Source organism: Micromonospora sp. SD19 (genome assembly GCF_054462275.1).
The window spans coordinates 1,325,353-1,342,445 of sequence record NZ_JBTLMN010000001.1 but is presented as its reverse complement, the minus strand read 5'-3'; the positions used below and the strand labels follow the sequence as shown (position 1 = coordinate 1,342,445).

The following is a 17,093-nucleotide window of genomic DNA, read 5'->3' as shown; positions in this document are numbered from 1 at the left end:
CCCAGACGGGTGACGCCGGTCCCGCCGGCCTCACCAGCCTCCGGCGCTTCATATCGTGCAAACGTGAAAAAAAGCGACAAGAGGTGCTCATCTTCCCTGCTGGGGAACTCTGCCCGCGTACCAGTGAAGGTGCTGTCGGCGGCGATCGCGCTCGCGGTCCTCGCGACGACCGGGCCGGCCACCGCGGACGGCCCGGGCCGCGGGCCCGCCGCGGAGAGCCACGAACCGGGACTGGACCCGACACCGGAGCGCCCGCCGACCAGCGAGGTGTCCTGGCTGTCCTTTCCCGGCGGGGTGTTCGCCGTGGACTCGCTCGGGCACACGGTGCGCTACCGCGCCTGCGACGGGGACACCGGCCGGGTCGCCGACCCGACCATGCGGGTCGCCGCCGGGATGGCCAGCGGCGCTCTCGTCGTCGGCGGCACTGCCTACCGCTACCGGGTGCCGCTGATCGGGCGCAGCGAGGGCACGCTGGAGGTGATCCCACAGCACCGCCCACCGACGACGCTGACCGGCGCGGTGGTCACCAGCCCGCAGCCGCCCACCGACCCGGTCGCTGGGGCCCGACTGTTCCCGCTCAGTGGGCAGCTCGCCCGGGTGGTCGCCGACGCGAGCCTCAACCCGGCCGGGGCCACCGTCCGTGACCTGTCCGGCCGCTACGGCGACCAGCAGATCGCCGTCAACGGGTCGCTGCGCCCCAAGGCGGCCAGCGTGATCAAACTCTGGATCCTGGTCGAGCTGCTGCGCCGAGTGGACTGTGGACAGATCTTCCTCGACGACGGGGTGCTGGTCACCCCCGAGGATGTGGTCGGCGGCACCGGTCAACTCCAGTTCGAGACGTTCCCGCAGGTGGTGACGGTGCACCGGCTCGCCCAGTACCTGATCAAGTACAGCGACAACGTGGCCGCGAACGTGCTGATCACCTACCTGGGTGGGTTCGCCCCGGTCAACGCGCTGATCGACTCGATGAACCAGCGGTCCACCATCCTGGCCCGCCGGATGCTCGACAGCGCCGCCGCACAACGCGGCGAGGAGAACTACACCAGCCCGGACGACGTGGTGTCGCTGCTCGGCGCGGTCTGGGACGGCGAGATCCTCACCCCCGCCTCCCGTGACCTGATGATCGGGTTCATGCGGGAACAGACCCTGAACACGAAGATCCCGGCGGCGTTGCCGCCCGGCGTGCCGGTGGCGCACAAGACCGGTGACCTGCCGGACGCCTCACACGACGTCGGCTACTACCTGATCCCCGGCACCGAGACCGCCGTCGCCTTCCTCACCGCCGGGCCGATGGCCACCGGCGACGAGACGGTCCGACGGATGGCCCGCACCGTCTACGACTTCCTGGTCGACCCGGCCGACGGGGCGGTCGAGGAGTGAGCTGGCGTCAGGCGCCGGGGATGTTCGCCGGCGGGTCCTCGCCGACCAGGTCGGCCGCCGGCGGGTCGGCCGACACCGACAGCCCGAAATCCGAGTACGTCAGGTCGAGCTGGGCGACCTCCGACTGCTCGCTCGCCAGCTCGATGCGGTAACGGACCAGTCGCCCCTGCTCGTCGACAGCAGCGGTGAACGGGACCGCCCCGGCCCGGTCACCGAGCACGCCTCCGACCCCCTCGCCCAGCACCGCGCTGCTCTGGCGCAGGTCCAGCGTGCCCGCGTACTCCCGGGTGGCGGTCTGCCGGACGGCGGTCGCCGTGCCGAGCGTGTCGGCCAGCCGGGTGTTGTCCAGGCCCTGCTTGGCGGGGGGTGAACCCGGAGCGCCGACATGCCACCAGGTCTTGCCGTCCCAGACCGGAACGCGCCGGTCCGGGGCGCTGACCCGCACGTAGACGTCCGGCCCGGTGGTGAGCCGTTCGATCTTCACCTCACCGGTGGGCACCTTCAGCGAGGTGGTCTCCAGCCCTCGCTTCGCCTTCGGGTCCCAGAGCACGACGGTGCCGTCCCCGCCCGTCGTCCCGCCGCTGCTCAACGTCAGCTTGTAGGTCTGCTGGTCGACGTTCCCGGCGGCGGCCCTGAGCACACCGACCCCGTCGGTCGGGTCCGCCGACGCCGCCGGACGACCCGCGTCGGGCTCATCCCCGGTGGCCACCAGTGCCCACACCCCCGCGGCGACCGCCACGACCAGGATGACACCAGCGGCGATCAGCTTCGGTTTCTGCACTGTCATCTCCCCCGGGGTGGTGCGGTCCGGCCAGAGTAGCCGGACCGCACCTGCTGTTGGTCCCGGTCGGCCCGCCGGCCCGCTGTTGGTCCCGGTCGGCCTGCCGGCCGATCAAGCCCGGCTGATCGCGTTCGCGTGGATCGCCTCGTGCAGATACGCCGCCAGCCCCTCGGCGATGTTCTCGTAGTGCGCGGTGAACCGCTCGTCGGCCAGGTACATGTCGGCCAGCCCGGTCTGCATCTCGTACGAGCACTCGTAGAACCAACGGCTGATGAGCTGCCGGTGCTCCTCGGCCAACTCCATCGCCTCCGCGCTGTCCGCGGGTGCGCCAGCGGCCATCAACGCGACGATCCGCCGACCCCAGTCCTCGTTCTCCGCCCTGATCCGCAGCCAGTCTTCCTTGCCATAGCGAGAGGCCCGGCGGTTCGACTCCCGGTACGCGTCGGTGTCACCCCACCGCTGCTCCGCCTCGGCCTCGTGCTCCTCCGGGCTGAAGTCACCGAAGACCTCGAACCGCTCCTCCGGCGTGAGTTGGATGTTCATCTTGGTCGCCTCCATCGCGAACTCGATCGCCGTGACCATCTCCTGCAACCGTTTGAGCCGTACCGTCAGCAGCTCGTGCTGTCGGCGCAGGTGCGCGGCCGGATCGGCCGCCGGGTCGTCGATGATCGCGGTGATCTCCTCAAGCGGGAAACCCAGCTCCCGGTAGTACAGGACGAGTTGCAGCCGTTGCAGGTCCGCGTCGTCGTAGCGGCGGTAACCGGCCGAGGTCCGCCCGCTGGGCGAGAGCAACCCGATCTCGTCGTAGTGGTGCAGCGTCCGCACCGTCACGCCGGCGACCTTCGCCACCTGACCCACCGTGTACGCCATGGTCCCCCTCCCTTCCGGGAACCAGGCTCCTGCCTGCCGTTACGTGAGAGTCAACTCCGATTCTGGCCCACCATGGCGGGGCCGTCCGGCCGCCCGTACAGATAGCCCTGACCGCGCGGACAGCCGATCGCGGTGACCGCCTCATGCTGACGTTCGGTCTCCACCCCCTCGGCGACCACCGCCAGGTCGAACGCGCCGGCCAGCCGGGTGACCATCTCCACCGTGGCGTACGCCCGGTCGTCGGTGCCCAGCCGCGCCACGAACGACCTGTCGATCTTCAACTCGGTGGCCGGGATGCGGTGCAGGTAGCTCAGCGACGAGTAGCCGGTGCCGAAGTCGTCGATGGCGATCCTGATGCCCAGCTCCCGCAGCTGGTGCAGCCGCTCCAGCACCGCATCGGTGCCCTCGATCAGCGCCGACTCGGTCAGCTCCAGGGTCAACGCCCGGGGCGCCAGTCCGGCGGCGCTGGTGGCCGCGGTGACAGTGGCGATCAGGTCCGGCCGACGCAGGTGCGCGGCGGCGATGTTCACCGCGACGGTCGCGTCCGGCACCCGCCCCCGCCAGGTGGCGGCGGCCCGGCACGCCTCGTGGATCACCCAGCGGTCGATCGGCAGGATCAGCCCGGTCTCCTCGGCCAGCGGCAGGAACTTCGCCGGCGCCAACATCCCCAGCCGGGGGTGCCGCCAGCGCACCAGCGCCTCGGCGCTGCGTACCGCACCGGTGCTCAGGTCGACGATGGGTTGGAACTCCAGGCGCAGTTGATCCTCGTCGACAGCGCGGCGCAGGTCGGCGATCAGCTCGGCGCGGGAGACGGCCGACTCGCGCAGCGCCGGTGTGCACGTCCGGTACGCGGACTTCCCGGCCGCCTTGGCCGCGTACATGGCGATGTCGGCGTCGCGCAGCAGGTCGGTGTGGGAGGCGTGCTGCGGGCCGAACTCGGCGATACCGATGCTCGCCGACGGGTGCACCCCGACGTCCTCCTCGTCGTCGGACGGCCGCAGGGCGTCGAGCAGCCGCTCGGCGAGCCGTTCGGGTGACACCGGCCGGTCGCCGTCGACAAGCACGGCGAACTCGTCACCGCCGAGCCGGGCGATGGTGCCGTCGCCGTTGACGGCAGTGCGCATCCGGGCCGCGAGCCCGGTCAGCAGGGTGTCACCGGTGGCATGCCCGAACCGGTCGTTGACCTGCTTGAACCCGTCCAGGTCGAGCAGCAGCACGGCCACCGGCCGCCCGTCGCGCAGGGCCAGCCGCAGTCGCCGGTTGAACAACAGCCGGTTGGGCAGCCCGGTGAGCTGGTCGCCGTACGCGAGCCGACGCAACCGGACCACCAGCCGGAGGTTCTCGTTGGCGGCCAACCCCTGCCGGACGGCGAGAGTCGCCAGCAACACCATCATGGTCACGAACACCAGCTGCGGGGTCTGCCCGGTGGGCCGACGGGCCAGCACCACCGCGACGATCGCCCCACCCACCGGCAGGTACGGCAGCGCCACCCGCCACCAGGGCGGCAGTGGCGACTCGGCGGTGTCGTCGGTGCCGTCGCAGTCCGGTGGTGGCGGGTTCCGGGTGGCCAGGCCGATCAGCAGGTAACTCAACGGCCAGCACAGGTCGATCGGGTGACCGGCGGCGTAGTCGGCGCGGGCGACCAGCGACACGTAGACGACGTCGGCGACGACCCGCAGGGTGAGGCTCGCCGCGAGGATGCTCATCGGCCGCCACATCGGCCGGGCCGGCCCGGAGGCCGCGACCAGGATGGTGAGCTGCATCAGGTCGAACATCGGGAAGAGCAGCCCGAGCGTGCGCGCCGGGTCGGCCAGCTCGGCCGCGGCGACCCCGCGGAAGACCAGCACCCAACCGATCGGCACCAGGGCCAGGGCGACGATCACCCCGTCCAGCAGCGTACGGGCCCGACCGACCGCGGTCCGTGGTGCGGACGGCGAGCTGAGCAGCGCGGCCGTGCCGGTGAGGATGCCGGCGGTGAAGACCACCCCGACCACCGGCGTGTGCGGCAGGTCGCCGCCGACGAGCCGCTGCACCGTCCAGATCGCCCGGCCGATCGCGGCGAGCGCCATGGTGACGGCGAGCAGGGTCCAGAAGCGACGCAGCGGCGTCGGATGCCGACGGGCCACCCCGACGCACGCGAGTGTCGCCCAGCCGGCGACCAGCATCGCGCCGACATCACTGACCAGTGCGGCGCCGGGCATCGCGGCGACCAGCCAGCCCGCCTCCAGCAGGATGACCGCAGCCGCGACGAACGCACCGGCGGGGTTGAGCGCCCCCGCAGCCTGCGTTGCGTCCTGTCGGGACACGGTCGCTCCGGCCCTTTCGTCGTGCGTGCACCCTCGGCAGGACCGGTCCACGGCAAACCCCGAAAGCCTAACCAGCGCTCAGAAACCCCGCCAGAGCCGAACGTGCACGCCGTCGCGGACGCCCGGACCTGCGGTCAGCGGCCGCCGGAGCGGTTCCAGGGTGAGCGGGGCAGCGTCGTGCCGGCCGACGGACGGCGTGCGCGGCGGCGTCTGCGCCGACCGGGAGTGCAGGGCGGGCGGGCAACGGTGTGCACCGCCACGTCGACCGGGGGCGTTGGTCGGCCGATCAGCCAGCAGAGGAAGCGTTCCATCGTCGGGTCAGCCGACCGGGAGGCGTTCGGCGTCGGACCTGGAAATCTCGTACTCCGCCCCGCAGAACGTGCACTGCTGCGCGTACCGGGTACGGATCGGAATGAGGGGGATGAAGAAGAGGGTGAATTTCGTCGAGCGGCGGGTGATCACCTGTGCGGCCTGGTTGCCGCAGTGGCGGCAGACCTGCTGCACGACACCGGACCGGTCGACCTTGGTACGCAGACCAAAGATGAAGAACATCGCCCGCCAGTACCCACTCGACAGCGAAAAGTCACCACATCCCGCCACCTGATCAGAACAACCACCGCCCCGGTACGCACAAGATCGTGCTCGATCCAGGATGTGGGGGCCTCCGGGGGGGTGAACGAGGCCACTACATCCCTGATCGAGCACGATCAAGGCGAGACGATCACACGTCAGCTGGTCGGGGCGGGCTCCAGGCCGGGGATCTCCTCGGAGATCCAGATCGGCTGCCAGTTCGGCACCTCGTGGAAGCGGCGCAGCTCGTACAGCCCGGCAACCGACCCGCTCCACGCCCCGTACGGCGGGTTGGCCTCGTCGAAGCCGCTCTGCACGAAGGTCAGCGTGGTCTTGCCACCGGATTCGGCCAGCTCCCAGTTCGTCACGCCGGTCGGTCCCCAGTCCACGGACATCCGCCGGCCGGGCTCCAGGTCGACGACCTTGGCCGCGTAGCCGGTCTCGAAGCCGCCCATGGCGTACCGGCCGCCGACCCAGGGCTCGATGCCGATCGGGTAGCCGAACCAGGCACTGGCCTGCTCGGAGTCGGTCAGCGACTCCCACACCTTGTCGGCGGGGGCGGCGATGACCAGTTCACCCCGCAGGTCGGCGGAGGTGAAGTCGGTGCGGGGCAGCAGTGGCTTGCCCTCCACGTGGGCGGCCAGGTTGGCGATGGCAAGCGCCCAGAACGTCTGGAGCACGCCCCGGATGCTGGAGCCGCTCATCGCCTCGGCGAAGTCGAAGTGGCTCTGGGTCAGCGTCAGCACGGTGCTGTCGGCGCCCTCGGCGGCCAGCTGGAACTCGGTGGTGGTCTCCACCCCGTCGAGCAGCCAACTGAAGCGCAGCGTGTCGTCGTCCACGTGCAGCAACCGCTGGTGCGGGGCGTCGCCCTCGGGCGTGAAGCGGCCCCAGAACTCGTACCGCCGGGGCAGCTCGACCTCGGCGTGCTCGGCCAGCCAGAGACGCAGCTCGGCCGGGTCGGTGAGGGCCTTGCGGACCCGGCCGACGGGCGCGGAGAGGCGAGCCTGAACCTTCATCGGTTCACTCATTGTCGTTTCCTTTCGGGTAGCAGGCGACGGCCAGCTTGAAGGCGTCGCCTTCGCTGCCGCCGTAGCGGGTGAACAGGTCCTGAAGTGCGGTTTGCAGGTCGTGCAGGAACTGCTGGCGCTGCTCGGGGGGCACCCGGATCTCGCCGGAGACCCCGATCGAGGGCAGCTCGGGCGCCGCCCGGTCCAGGCCGGCGATGTCGGCCTGGACCTCCTCCATCAGGTCGAGCAGGTAGCCGAGGCTCAGCTCGTCGCGGGCCCGGCGCAGGCCGATCCGGCCGACGAGCCGTGGGGAGAGCCAGTAGGACCGGGCGGCGGCCTGGTAGATGCCTTCGGTGATGCCACGGACCTTGCGTTCGTTGACCAGCTCGACGAGGCCGGCCGCGACGAGCTGCTTGACGTGGTAGTAGACGCGCTGTGGCGTCTGGTCGAGTCGGGCCGCGACCTCCGTGCAGGTGCGCGGCTCGGCCAGTTGCCGCAGCACCTCGACGCGATGCGGCTTGAGCAGGACTTCGGCCTGCTCGATCTGCTCCAGGTACAGGACGTCTCTCATGGCAAAATCAGTTTGTACGTACAAAACTTCTTTGTCAATCGCTTCGCGAGAAGCCGCGCCGACTTTTTCCGGCGCGGCTTCAGGCGACGCTCAGCAGATGGTCAGGGCAACCAGTCCGGTCGCAACGGATAGCCACTCACGCCGTTCGGGCCGTTGTGGGTGGCCAGCACCTGGTGCAGCTGGATGCCGTTGCGCTCGAACGCCATCCGCGACCCGGCCATGTACAACCCCCACACCCGGGCGGTGCCCGCGCCCACCTCCGAGACGCAGAAGTCCCAGTGCTCGACCAGGTTGCGGCACCAGGCAGCCAGCGTCAGCGCGTAGTGCTGGCGCAGGTTCTCCTCGTGGTGCACCTCGAACCCGGCGTCGTGCACCTCGCTGATCAACCGACCCGGACCGGCCAGCTCACCGTCCGGGAAGACGTACCGGTCGATGAACGCGCCCGACCGGTGCGGAGCCCGGTTGTCCGCGCGGGTGATGCAGTGGTTGAGCAGCCGCCCGCCCTGCCGCAGCCGGCTGCGCAGCGCCCCGAAGTAGGCCGGATAGTTGCGCACCCCGATGTGCTCGGTCAGCCCGATCGAGGAGATGGCGTCGAACTGCTCGGCCGGTGCGTCCCGGTAGTCCAGGTGCCGCACCTCCGCCAACTCGGTCAACCCCTCCCGCTCGATCGCCGCCTGCGCCCACTGCGCCTGCGCCTTCGACAGGGTCACCCCGAGGGCCTTGACGCCGTACTCACGCGCGGCGTGGCGCACCATGCCACCCCAGCCGCACCCGACATCCAGCAGCCGCATCCCCTTCTTCAGCGCCAGCTTGCCGGCGACCAGGTCGTACTTCGCCGCCTGGGCCTGCTCCAACGTGTCGTCCGGAGACCGGAAAACCGCGCAGGTGTACGTCATCGACGGGCCGAGCACCTTCTCGTAGAAGGCGTTGGAGACGTCGTAGTGGTGCGAGATGGCGGTGCTGTCCCGCACCCGCGAGTGCCGCAGCCCGTTCACCACCCGCTTCCAGCGGGGCTGCGCCTCCTGCGGCGGCGCCGGCGGCGGCATCAGCCGCTCCCAGCCCAGCCCACGGACCAACGCCAGCCCCTCGGCCAGCGCCGGTGGGCGCAACCGCAGCTCGTCCTTGAGCACCCGCAACGCCTCGTACGGGTCACCCGGGTGCACCCCCTGCAACGCCAGGTCACCACTGACGTACGCCCGGGCCATGCCCAGGTCGCCGGGTGCGGTGAGCAGGTACGACAGCCCACGCTCGGAACGGATCGCCAGGGTGATGCCGGCGTCGGACGGGCCGACGGCGCTGCCGTCGTACCCGGTGATCCGCACCGGAAGCGGCCCGGCGGTGACCGCGCGGACGACGTCAGCGACGGTCGGACCCGTGCGCCGGCCCCCCGCCGGCGGGGTGGCGGGGACGCTCGCCGCCCCCTGATCTCGGTCGGTCAGGCTCATGCTCGTGCTACCGCCTTTTCGTACAGTCCCGTCAGCCGGTGGTCCGGGTCGTAGCGGTCTTTCACCGCCCGCCACGTGTCGCCGCCGTACAGGCGATCGAAGGCGTCCCGGTCGTAGTACGCGTCGGAGTAGAGCGACTTGTGCCCGCCCGACTCCGACACCCTGCGTTCGATCGTGCGGTTGACGTCGCCGTCGGCGGCGCCCGGCGCGATCGGCACGCTCCCCCAGAACCCAATGTTGACGTAGTCCTGGCCCGGCTGGAGTGGATACAGCGGCCAGGACCGCGCCGAACCGGGACCCGCCGGCTCCCGCAGCCGCAACGGGCACAGCCACACCGGGTTCATCCCCACCGCGCCGGCGAACCAGCGCAGGAAGTCAGCAGTACGGTCCAGCGGGATCTCCACGTCCTGCACGACCCGCTCCCGGGCCGGTTGCCCGCGCAGCCGGTCGATCCGGGCCGCCACCTGGTGACGGTGCTCCAACCGGACCAGTCGGTGGTAGAAGTCGCTGCGCCGGTAACGCGCCGGCCAGAGCCTGCGCACGACCGGGTGCTGCGCGCCGAACGCCGCGGAACACCAGAACCAGTCGGTGTCCCAGCGCCACAGATAGTCGTACGCGGTGAGCACGTCGCGGGTGCGCTGGCGCAGCGACCGGTAGTAGATCGCCTGACCGGTGTAGTCGCTGGGCGGGTCGGCCGCGTCGGTGAAGGTGCCCAGGATCAGGTACGCCTCACCGGGGCTGAACATCACGCCGTCCATCACGTCGACCGGCTCGCCGGCCCAGGAGCGGGTGGCGGTCACCTCGGCGATCGCGTCGGTGAGCGCCTCCAGCTGGGTGAACCGGATGTTGCGCAACGCCACGTACCGGCCGACCGGTTGCAGCTCGATGCGCAGCCGGGTGGCGTACCCGAGGCTGCCCAGCGAGTTGGGGAACGCGGTGAACAGGTCGGCGTGCTCCCCGTCCGGCCGGGCGGTGACGATCTCGCCGGAGCCGGTGAGGATGTCCATCTCGCGTACCGACTCGTGCGGCAGGCCGTTGCGGAACGAGGTCGACTCGATCCCGAGGCCGGTCACCGCGCCGCCCAGCGTGATGGTGCGCAACTGTGGCACCACCAACGGCATCAGCCCGTGCGGGAGGGTCGCGTCGACCAGGTCCTCGTAGGTGCACATGCCCTGCACATCGGCGGTGCGGGCGGCCCTGTCGACCGACAGCACACCGTTCAGGCCACTCACGTCGAGCCCCGGAGTCCGGGGAGCGGACCGGGGGCGGAACAGGTTGGAGGTGCGTTTGGCCAGCCGGACAGGCTCGCCCGTGGGCACCGCGGCGTACGACCGCCGCAGCGTGTCCACCGCTTGATCATGGTCAATCGGATGATCCACACGCTCAGCGCGCATGTGATCACCTTACGCTCGCCGTTCGGAAACCGTGGGATGTCGGCAGGGGCAGTTTCCCGTCCGGTAGCAGGCGCGACGGCTACCGTGGCGGGCATGCCATCGCCAGCGATCACCGCCCTGGACGCCGCCCAACTGCCGTATCGGCTGGTCAGGCATGGTGCGGTCGGCAGTCTCGCGGAGGCCGCCGCCGTCCGGGGCGTGGCCGTCCCGGACGTGGTCAAAACGATCGTGGTGCGTCGTGGTGAAGCTGATCACCTGTTCGTGCTCACCCCCGGCGACCGGGTCATCTCCTGGCCCAAGCTGCGCGCCCTGCTCGGGGTGCACCGGCTCTCCATGCCGGACGCGGCCGGCGCCCTCGCCGCCACCGGCTACGAACGCGGCACCATCACCCCGTTCGGCGCGAGCACGGCCTGGCCGGTGGTCGCCGACGAGCGACTGCGCGGCCGGGAGATCACCCTGGGCGCCGGCGAGCGTGGCCTGGCCGTCGCGATCGCCGCCGACGTCGCGATCGCCGCCCTCGACGCCACAGTGGCCGACGTCACCGACCCCCAGCCCACCCGCTGAGCACAGCCCCGGTGGGCGGCGCGGAATAGTGTTGGGGCATGCCAAAAGCCATGTGGAAAGACCTGGTCGTCGCCGAGAGCGACGACACCGTGCTGGTGGAGGGCAACCACTACTTCCCTCGCTCCGCCCTGCGTGACGACCTGATCCGCGAGTCCACGACGCACACCGTCTGCCCCTGGAAGGGCACCGCCTCCTACTACTCCCTTGAGCACGAGGGCAGCACCAGCAAGGACGCGGTCTGGTATTACCCGGAGCCCAAACCGGACGCCGAGATGGTGCGTGACCGGGTGGCGTTCTGGAAGGACGTCCGGGTCGTCGACTGACGGCACCGACTGGCCGTGGCCGACGGCGGTGGGTGAGGATGGCCCGTATGCCCGCGCCCGAGGAACGCCCCGACCCCGCCGGCACCGTCTACGGCGGCCGCCGACGGGCCGCGCGTTCCGGCCCGCTCACGGACCCGCTGCTGCGCGTGGCGCTCGGCGTCGGCCTGGTGGGCGTACTCCTCGGGGTGGTCTTCGCGACCGGGCTTCTCGGCGGCGACGACGAACCGGCGGTGCCGGCCCCGGTGGGTGCGACGTCCAGCGCGGCGGAGGCCACCACCGGGGCGGCCGGGCCGAGCCCGACCCCGTCGGTCGAGCCGTCGCCGACGCCCTCGACGGCACCGACCACCGGCCCCCGGGTGCTGCGGGTCGCGTCCGGGCTCTGCCTGGGGCTCGACGGCGACGACAAGGAAGCGGGGGCCGAGCTGGCCGTCTGCACCGGCGGTCCGGAACAGAAGTGGGTCGTCAACCCGGCCGGCGCGGGCGTGGTGACGCTGACCAACGCCGCCCACGGGCAGTGCCTGGACGTCGAGGGCGGCAGTACCGACGACGGCGCGCGGTTGCTCCAGTTCCCCTGCCACGGTGGGGCCAACCAGCAGTGGCGGCTGTCCGCCACCGGAACCGGCCCGGTGCTGCTGGTGGCCGCGCACAGCGGCAGGTGCGCGCAGGCCGACGACGACGGCGACGAGCCCGACGACGAGATCCGCCAGCGCGCCTGCGACGGCCGACCCGCCCAGCAGTGGACGATCGGCTGACCAGCCAACCCGCTCAGCCCCGGTAGCTCCAGGCCCGGGGCGCGGTCGCGGCGAGCAGCACGGCCTCCGGCACCGCTCGGCCCGGTCGTCGACGCAGCAGCAACGACAGCCCGGCGGCGCCGATCGACAAAGCGCCCGCCACGTACCAGGCCATCGCGTAGTCGCCCAGCCGGTCCCGGACCAGCCCCGCGCCGGTGGCGGCGACCGCCGCGCCGAGTTGGTGCGCGGCGAACACCCAGCCGAACACCACCGCCCCGGCCCCGCCGAAGTACTCCCGGCACAGCGCCACGGTCGGCGGCACGGTGGCCACCCAGTCCAGGCCGTAGAAGACGATGAACACCAGCATGCTCGGCTCAGCGCTGCCGGAGAACAGGCTCGGCAGCACCAGCAGGGACAACCCCCGCAGCGCGTAGTACATGCCGAGCAGCAGCCGGCTGTCCACCCGGTCGGTGAGCCAGCCGGAGGCGACAGTGCCGACGATGTCGAAGAGCCCCACCAGGGCGAGCAACCCGGCCGCTGTGGTCTGGGCCATGCCGTGGTCGTGCGCGGCCGGCACGAAGTGCGTACCGACCAGGCCGTTGGTGGTCGCGCCGCAGATCGCGAACCCTCCGGCCAGCAGCCAGAACGGTCGGGTCCGGGCCGCCGTCGCCAGCGCGCCGAGCGCCCGGGTCGCGGCGCCACCGGTCGCCGGTGGTGCCGCGACGACCTCGGTCGCCCCGTAGGCGGGCAGGCCGAGATCCGCCGGGTGCTCGCGCAGAAGCCACACCACCAGGGGTACGACCGCCAGCGCCGCTGCGGCGACGACGAGCGCCGCCGTCCGCCAGCCGTGGTCGCGTACCAGGATGGCGATCAGTGGCAGGAACACCAGTTGCCCGGCCGCCCCGCCGGCGGTCAGCACTCCGGTCACCAGACCCCGTCTGCGGACGAACCAGCGGCCGGTGACGGTGGCCACGAACGCCAACGCCATCGAGCCGGTGCCCAGCCCGACCAGCACACCCCAGCAGAGCAGGAGCTGCCAGCTGGCGGTCATGAAGACCGTCAATCCGCTGCCCGCGGCGACCAGCAGCAGCGCCACCGAGACCACCCGGCGGATGCCGAACCGGTCCATCAGGGCTGCCGCGAACGGCGCGGTGAGCCCGTAGAGCAACAGGTTGACGGAGACGGCCGCGGAGATGGTGGCCAGCGGCCAGCCGAACTCCTCGTGCAGCGGGTGCAGCAGCACCGACGGGGTGGCGCGGAAGCCCGCCGCGCCGACCAGCGCCACGAAGGCGACGGCGGCGACCAGCCAGGCGGGATGCAGACGACGGTTCTTGGTCACGGAGCAAGTCTGGGCCGGGCCGGGCACCGCGACGAGTGGCCGGAAAGCCATCATGCGCAATAATCGGGCCATGACCGCTGGCCCGCATCGAATCGCCGTCCTCGCTCTGCACCAGGTGGTTGGCCTGGACCTCGGCACCCCGTCCCAGGTGTTCAGCACCGCCCGGGCCGCCGACGGGACACCCTTCTACGACGTGCGGGTGTGCACCCCGGGCGGGCAGCCGGTGCGCAGCACCGCCGGCTTCCAGGTGGTCCCCGACCACGGCCTGGAACTGCTCGAGACCGCCGACACGGTGATCGTCCCCGGCATCCACGACGGCACCGTGCTGACGTCGGGCACCACCGCGCCGGAGGTGACCGGGGCGCTGCGCGCGGCGTACGAGCGGGGCGCACGGATCATGTCGATCTGCACCGGGGCGTTCGTGCTCGCCGCCGCCGGGCTCCTCGACGGGCGGCGGGCGACCACCCACTGGGCGTACGCCGAGCGCTTCCGCCACCTGCACGGCCGGGTGGACCTCGACCCGGGCGTGCTCTTCATCGCCGACGACCGGGTGCTCACCTCGGCCGGGGTCGCCGCCGGCATCGACCTCTGCCTGCACGTCATCCGCCTCGACCACGGCAGCGAGGTGGCCAACCGGGCGGCCCGCCGCTGCGTGATGCCACCGTGGCGCGACGGCGGCCAGGCGCAGTACATCGAACAGCCGGTGCCGAAGGCGACCGACTCCAGCACGGCGGGCGCCCGGGAGTGGGCGCGGCAGCGGCTGCACGAGCCGATCGCGCTGCGCGACCTGGCCGAGCAGGCCCGGATGAGCGTGCGCACCTTCACCCGGCGCTTCCGGTCGGAGACCGGTCTGAGCCCGGCCCAGTGGCTGCTGCAACAGCGCACCGACCACGCGCGGCTGCTGCTGGAGACAACCGACCTCACCGTCGACCAGATCGCCCACCGCTCGGGTTTCGGCACCACCGCCGCCCTACGCCAGCAACTGCACCAGCGCATCGGGGTGGCCCCCTCCACCTACCGCCGCACCTTCCACCCCCGCCCCGAGTTGGTCGACACCTGAGTTGGTCGACACCTGAGTCGGTCGGCAGCACCTCCCGGCCCAGCGCGGAACCGATCGTCGCGCTGCCCCAACGCCAGCAGGCACCTTCAGCCGGCCACGCCGCCCGGCGCCGGCACGAGCGCCGGTGAAACGCGCCCGCCCGGGCCGGTAACTCGGGAGAGCGTGATGTCTGTGAGACATCACGATGTCTCACAGACATCACGCTAAGCAGAACGGCCTGCCCCTGCCCGCGCCACACCCGGACGCTGCCGCCCCTGCCCACGCCTCGCCCGGGTACCCGGCGCCCCGGCGCCGGTGACGCGTCTCAGGCGCGGAGGAGTCGGAGTTGGGCCTGGTGTTTGGGGAGGTGGACCCGGGTGTGCAGGTCCAGGGTCCGGGACCAGGGCAGCGGCTCGTCGACGATGAGGTCGAAGCCCTCGCGAAGGTGCGTCTCGACCGGAGTCTCCGCAGCCAGCCCGAGCTGGTCGACCAGCCCGCACAGCCGATCACTGGTGCCGTGCAGCAGCGCCGTCAGTCCACGCAGACCACCCTGCTCGGCGGCGAGCGCGTCGAGCTGCGGACGGTGCATGTCCTCTTCCAACTCGTAGTACGCGAACGGCGACCCGGCCAGCAGCGCCTCGGTGGCCTGGATCATCAGCTCGTCGTTGGCGACCAGATGCGCGACGATCTGCTCGGCGCTGAGCTGTCCCTGCGGAGCCGGACCGAACCCGCCGGCGTCGACCTCCGCGAACACCGCACCGTAGGCCTGTCGCAACCCCCCGCTCTCCATCCCCCCAGTCAACCCGCCCCGGCGGGACTTAGCGGCGGGATTGGCGGGAGCGAAGGTAGTCGCTGACCACGTACTCGCCCAGGTCGTCGGTGTCCGGGGTGAACATGCGTCCCCGGCTACGGCGGGCCACCGCGTCGACGAAACGCCGCAGACCCGGGTCGTCGCCGAGCATGAACAGGTTGAGCGTGGCGCCGTAGCGGCTCAGCCGGTCCACCTCACGGACCGTCGCCTCGATCGTCTCCGGCAGCGGCGGCCAGTGGAACAGCGCCTCCCCGTCGTCCGGGTCCAGGTGGGCGGTCGGCTCGCCGTCGGTGACCACCAGCACGACCGGCTCGGCGTCCGGGTGCCGGCGCAGGTGCCGGCCCGCCAACCGCAGCGCGTGCTGCAGGTTGGTGCCCTGCTCCATGCCCGGCTCCACGGCCGCCAACTCATGCTGGGTGAGCGTCATCGCCTCCCGCCCGAAGCCGACGATCTGCAGGGCGTCCTGCGGAAAGCGCGTCTCCATCAGGTGAGCCAGCGCCAGCGCCGTCTGCTTCATCGGCCCCCAACGACCCTGCGAGATCATCGAGTACGACAGGTCGACGCAGAGCACCACAGCGGCCGAGGCCCGCTTCTCGGTCTCCACCACCTCGAAGTCGTCCACCGCGAGCTGCACCGGGACCGTCGGCCCGGCCCGGCTGACCGCCCGGGTCAACGTCCGGACTACGTCCAACGGCTGCTCATCGCCGTACTCCCAAGGCCTGGACGCGCCGCTGACCTCGCCCGCCGCACCGGCCGAGCGCAGGTCGTGCTGGCCGCGCGGCCCGGCGGTCAGGTCGGCGAAGACCCGCCGCAGCGCGGTTCCGCCCAGCCGGCGCAGCGCCTTCGGGCTCAGCGTGAGCCCTTCCGCGTCCCGGCTCACCCACCCCTGGCGGCGCAGCTCCCGCTCCAGATCGCGCAGCCGCCGAACGTCGTCGGCCGCGTCCCGGCCCAGCGTGCGGGCCACCGCGTCGACGTCCACGTCATCGAGCGTCGCCCCCGGGTGTTCCTGGTCGAGCTGGTCCAGCAGGTCGTCCAGCTCGCCGATCTCACCCAGCGCGCCGGCCGCGTCGGCGTAGTCCAACGGCTGGTCGCCGCGGACCCGCTCGCCCCGCCCCCAGCGCAGATCGGGTCGCAGCGCCCGGAGGTTCGCGTCGAGAGCTGACATCTCCCCCGCGAGGCGATCGCCGAGCGACTGCTGCATCAGCCCGGACAGCTCGGCGCGCTGCCGCTCCGACAGCGAGTTCATCAGCCGCTCACCCGCCGCCGCCCGGCGGGCCAGCACGTCGATCAACTCGTCGACGGTCTCCGGCTGCTCCGGGAAGAAGTCGCCGTGCCGGCGCATGAACTCGGCGAACGCGTCGGTGGTGTCCTCCGCGCGACCGTGCCGGGCGAGCAGGTCGTTCAGGTCGCCCATCATCTCGGCGAGCCGCTGCTGGGCGGCCGGGTCGGCGGAGGCGCGCACCGCCTCGCGCAGCCCGGCGAAGCGCTGGCCGAGCACGTCATCGCGAAGCTGGTCGAGGATCTGCTGGTACGAACGGCGGGCGTCGTCGCTGGCCCACTGGTAGCCGGACAGTTCCTGCACCGCCCGCGCGGTCGAGCGGGGAAGATTGTCCAGCACCGCCTCGGCGAACCGCGCGGCGTCGTCGTCACGACCTCGCAGCTCGTCCCGTTCGGCGGCGAGGGCCTGGTCGAGCAGGGCCTGCGCCCTGGTCACCGCGCCGTCCAGGTCACCCCGGCGCATCGCCTCGCGGCGCAGTCGTCGCGCCCGGGCGGCCAGGTCGTCCAGGCCACCCCGCCCCTGCGGGCCACGGCGCAGCAGGTCGCGCAGCGCCTCCCGCAGGCTGCCACCGGCCAGCACCTCCGCACCGACCGCGTCCACCGCCTCGCGCACGTCGTACGGGGGTGCGAGCGGGTCGGGCCCGCCGTTCCACTGCCCGTAACGGAACCGGTTACCGGCCACCG

General features: G+C 71.8%; 16 protein-coding genes. 5 read left to right on the top strand and 11 right to left on the bottom strand.

Annotated elements, in window-relative coordinates; all coding sequences use genetic code 11:
• The first annotated feature begins 123 nt into the window (after positions 1-123).
• Complete coding sequence (locus ACX27O_RS06235) at positions 124-1,380, top strand: serine hydrolase (RefSeq protein WP_358125379.1); 1,257 nt, start codon at positions 124-126, stop codon at positions 1,378-1,380.
• A 7-nt stretch (positions 1,381-1,387) separates the two neighbouring features.
• On the opposite strand, the gene ACX27O_RS06230 is transcribed toward ACX27O_RS06235, so the two are convergent.
• The 8 genes from ACX27O_RS06230 to ACX27O_RS06195 form a co-directional block, all read right to left on the bottom strand.
• On the bottom strand, positions 1,388-2,167 hold the full coding sequence (locus tag ACX27O_RS06230) for a hypothetical protein (RefSeq protein WP_458939038.1): 780 nt from the start codon (positions 2,165-2,167) through the stop codon (positions 1,388-1,390).
• A gap of 105 nt (positions 2,168-2,272) precedes the next feature.
• Complete coding sequence (locus ACX27O_RS06225) at positions 2,273-3,031, bottom strand: MerR family transcriptional regulator (protein WP_358125376.1); 759 nt, start codon at positions 3,029-3,031, stop codon at positions 2,273-2,275.
• 50 nt (positions 3,032-3,081) lie between these two features.
• Positions 3,082-5,337, bottom strand: a complete 2,256-nt coding sequence (locus ACX27O_RS06220) for a putative bifunctional diguanylate cyclase/phosphodiesterase (protein WP_458939037.1) — start codon at positions 5,335-5,337, stop codon at positions 3,082-3,084.
• A gap of 318 nt (positions 5,338-5,655) precedes the next feature.
• On the bottom strand, positions 5,656-5,889 hold the full coding sequence (locus ACX27O_RS06215; protein WP_030331435.1) for a zinc-ribbon domain-containing protein: 234 nt from the start codon (positions 5,887-5,889) through the stop codon (positions 5,656-5,658).
• A 176-nt stretch (positions 5,890-6,065) separates the two neighbouring features.
• Positions 6,066-6,935 (bottom strand): SRPBCC family protein, encoded by an 870-nt coding sequence (locus tag ACX27O_RS06210; protein ID WP_210865095.1) that lies wholly within the window; start codon positions 6,933-6,935, stop codon positions 6,066-6,068.
• Entirely contained in the window at positions 6,928-7,485 is a 558-nt protein-coding gene (locus ACX27O_RS06205) for an ArsR/SmtB family transcription factor (protein ID WP_030331438.1), read from the bottom strand. Before ACX27O_RS06205 ends, ACX27O_RS06210 begins: the two co-directional genes overlap by 8 nt.
• Positions 7,486-7,586: 101 nt before the next feature.
• Complete coding sequence (locus ACX27O_RS06200) at positions 7,587-8,930, bottom strand: class I SAM-dependent methyltransferase (RefSeq protein WP_030331439.1); 1,344 nt, start codon at positions 8,928-8,930, stop codon at positions 7,587-7,589.
• Positions 8,927-10,324 (bottom strand): FAD-binding oxidoreductase, encoded by a 1,398-nt coding sequence (locus ACX27O_RS06195; RefSeq protein ID WP_210865094.1) that lies wholly within the window; start codon positions 10,322-10,324, stop codon positions 8,927-8,929. The genes ACX27O_RS06200 and ACX27O_RS06195 overlap by 4 nt, the downstream gene beginning before the upstream one ends.
• Before the next feature lie 93 nt (positions 10,325-10,417).
• On the opposite strand from ACX27O_RS06195, the gene ACX27O_RS06190 reads away from it, so the two are divergent.
• Genes ACX27O_RS06190 through ACX27O_RS06180 form a run of 3 tightly spaced genes read left to right on the top strand, consistent with a single transcriptional unit; the run spans position 10,418 to position 11,963 of the window.
• Positions 10,418-10,888, top strand: a complete 471-nt coding sequence (locus ACX27O_RS06190) for an aminoacyl-tRNA deacylase (protein WP_210857713.1) — start codon at positions 10,418-10,420, stop codon at positions 10,886-10,888.
• A 38-nt stretch (positions 10,889-10,926) separates the two neighbouring features.
• A complete protein-coding gene (locus ACX27O_RS06185) occupies positions 10,927-11,211 on the top strand; it encodes a DUF427 domain-containing protein (protein WP_030331445.1) in 285 nt (94 codons plus the stop codon).
• Between the two features lie 47 nt (positions 11,212-11,258).
• The gene (locus ACX27O_RS06180) at positions 11,259-11,963 is read left to right on the top strand and encodes an RICIN domain-containing protein (RefSeq protein ID WP_210857712.1); all 705 of its coding nucleotides are present in this window, start codon (positions 11,259-11,261) and stop codon (positions 11,961-11,963) included.
• Positions 11,964-11,976: 13 nt separating this feature from the next.
• Here ACX27O_RS06180 and ACX27O_RS06175 read toward each other — a convergent pair whose 3' ends face one another.
• Complete coding sequence (locus ACX27O_RS06175; protein ID WP_247680385.1) at positions 11,977-13,332, bottom strand: MFS transporter; 1,356 nt, start codon at positions 13,330-13,332, stop codon at positions 11,977-11,979.
• A gap of 1 nt (position 13,333) precedes the next feature.
• Here ACX27O_RS06175 and ACX27O_RS06170 point away from each other — a divergent pair, with 1 nt between their 5' ends.
• Positions 13,334-14,341 (top strand): GlxA family transcriptional regulator, encoded by a 1,008-nt coding sequence (locus ACX27O_RS06170; protein WP_210865092.1) that lies wholly within the window; start codon positions 13,334-13,336, stop codon positions 14,339-14,341.
• A gap of 304 nt (positions 14,342-14,645) precedes the next feature.
• Here the strand turns inward: ACX27O_RS06170 and ACX27O_RS06165 are convergent, their stop codons facing one another.
• Both ACX27O_RS06165 and ACX27O_RS06160 read right to left on the bottom strand, forming a co-directional pair.
• A complete protein-coding gene (locus ACX27O_RS06165; protein WP_030331453.1) occupies positions 14,646-15,110 on the bottom strand; it encodes a hypothetical protein in 465 nt (154 codons plus the stop codon).
• A 28-nt stretch (positions 15,111-15,138) separates the two neighbouring features.
• Positions 15,139-17,091: a vWA domain-containing protein gene (locus ACX27O_RS06160; RefSeq protein ID WP_458939036.1), complete on the bottom strand. Its 1,953-nt coding sequence runs from the start codon at positions 17,089-17,091 to the stop codon at positions 15,139-15,141.
• Positions 17,092-17,093 lie beyond the last annotated feature (2 nt).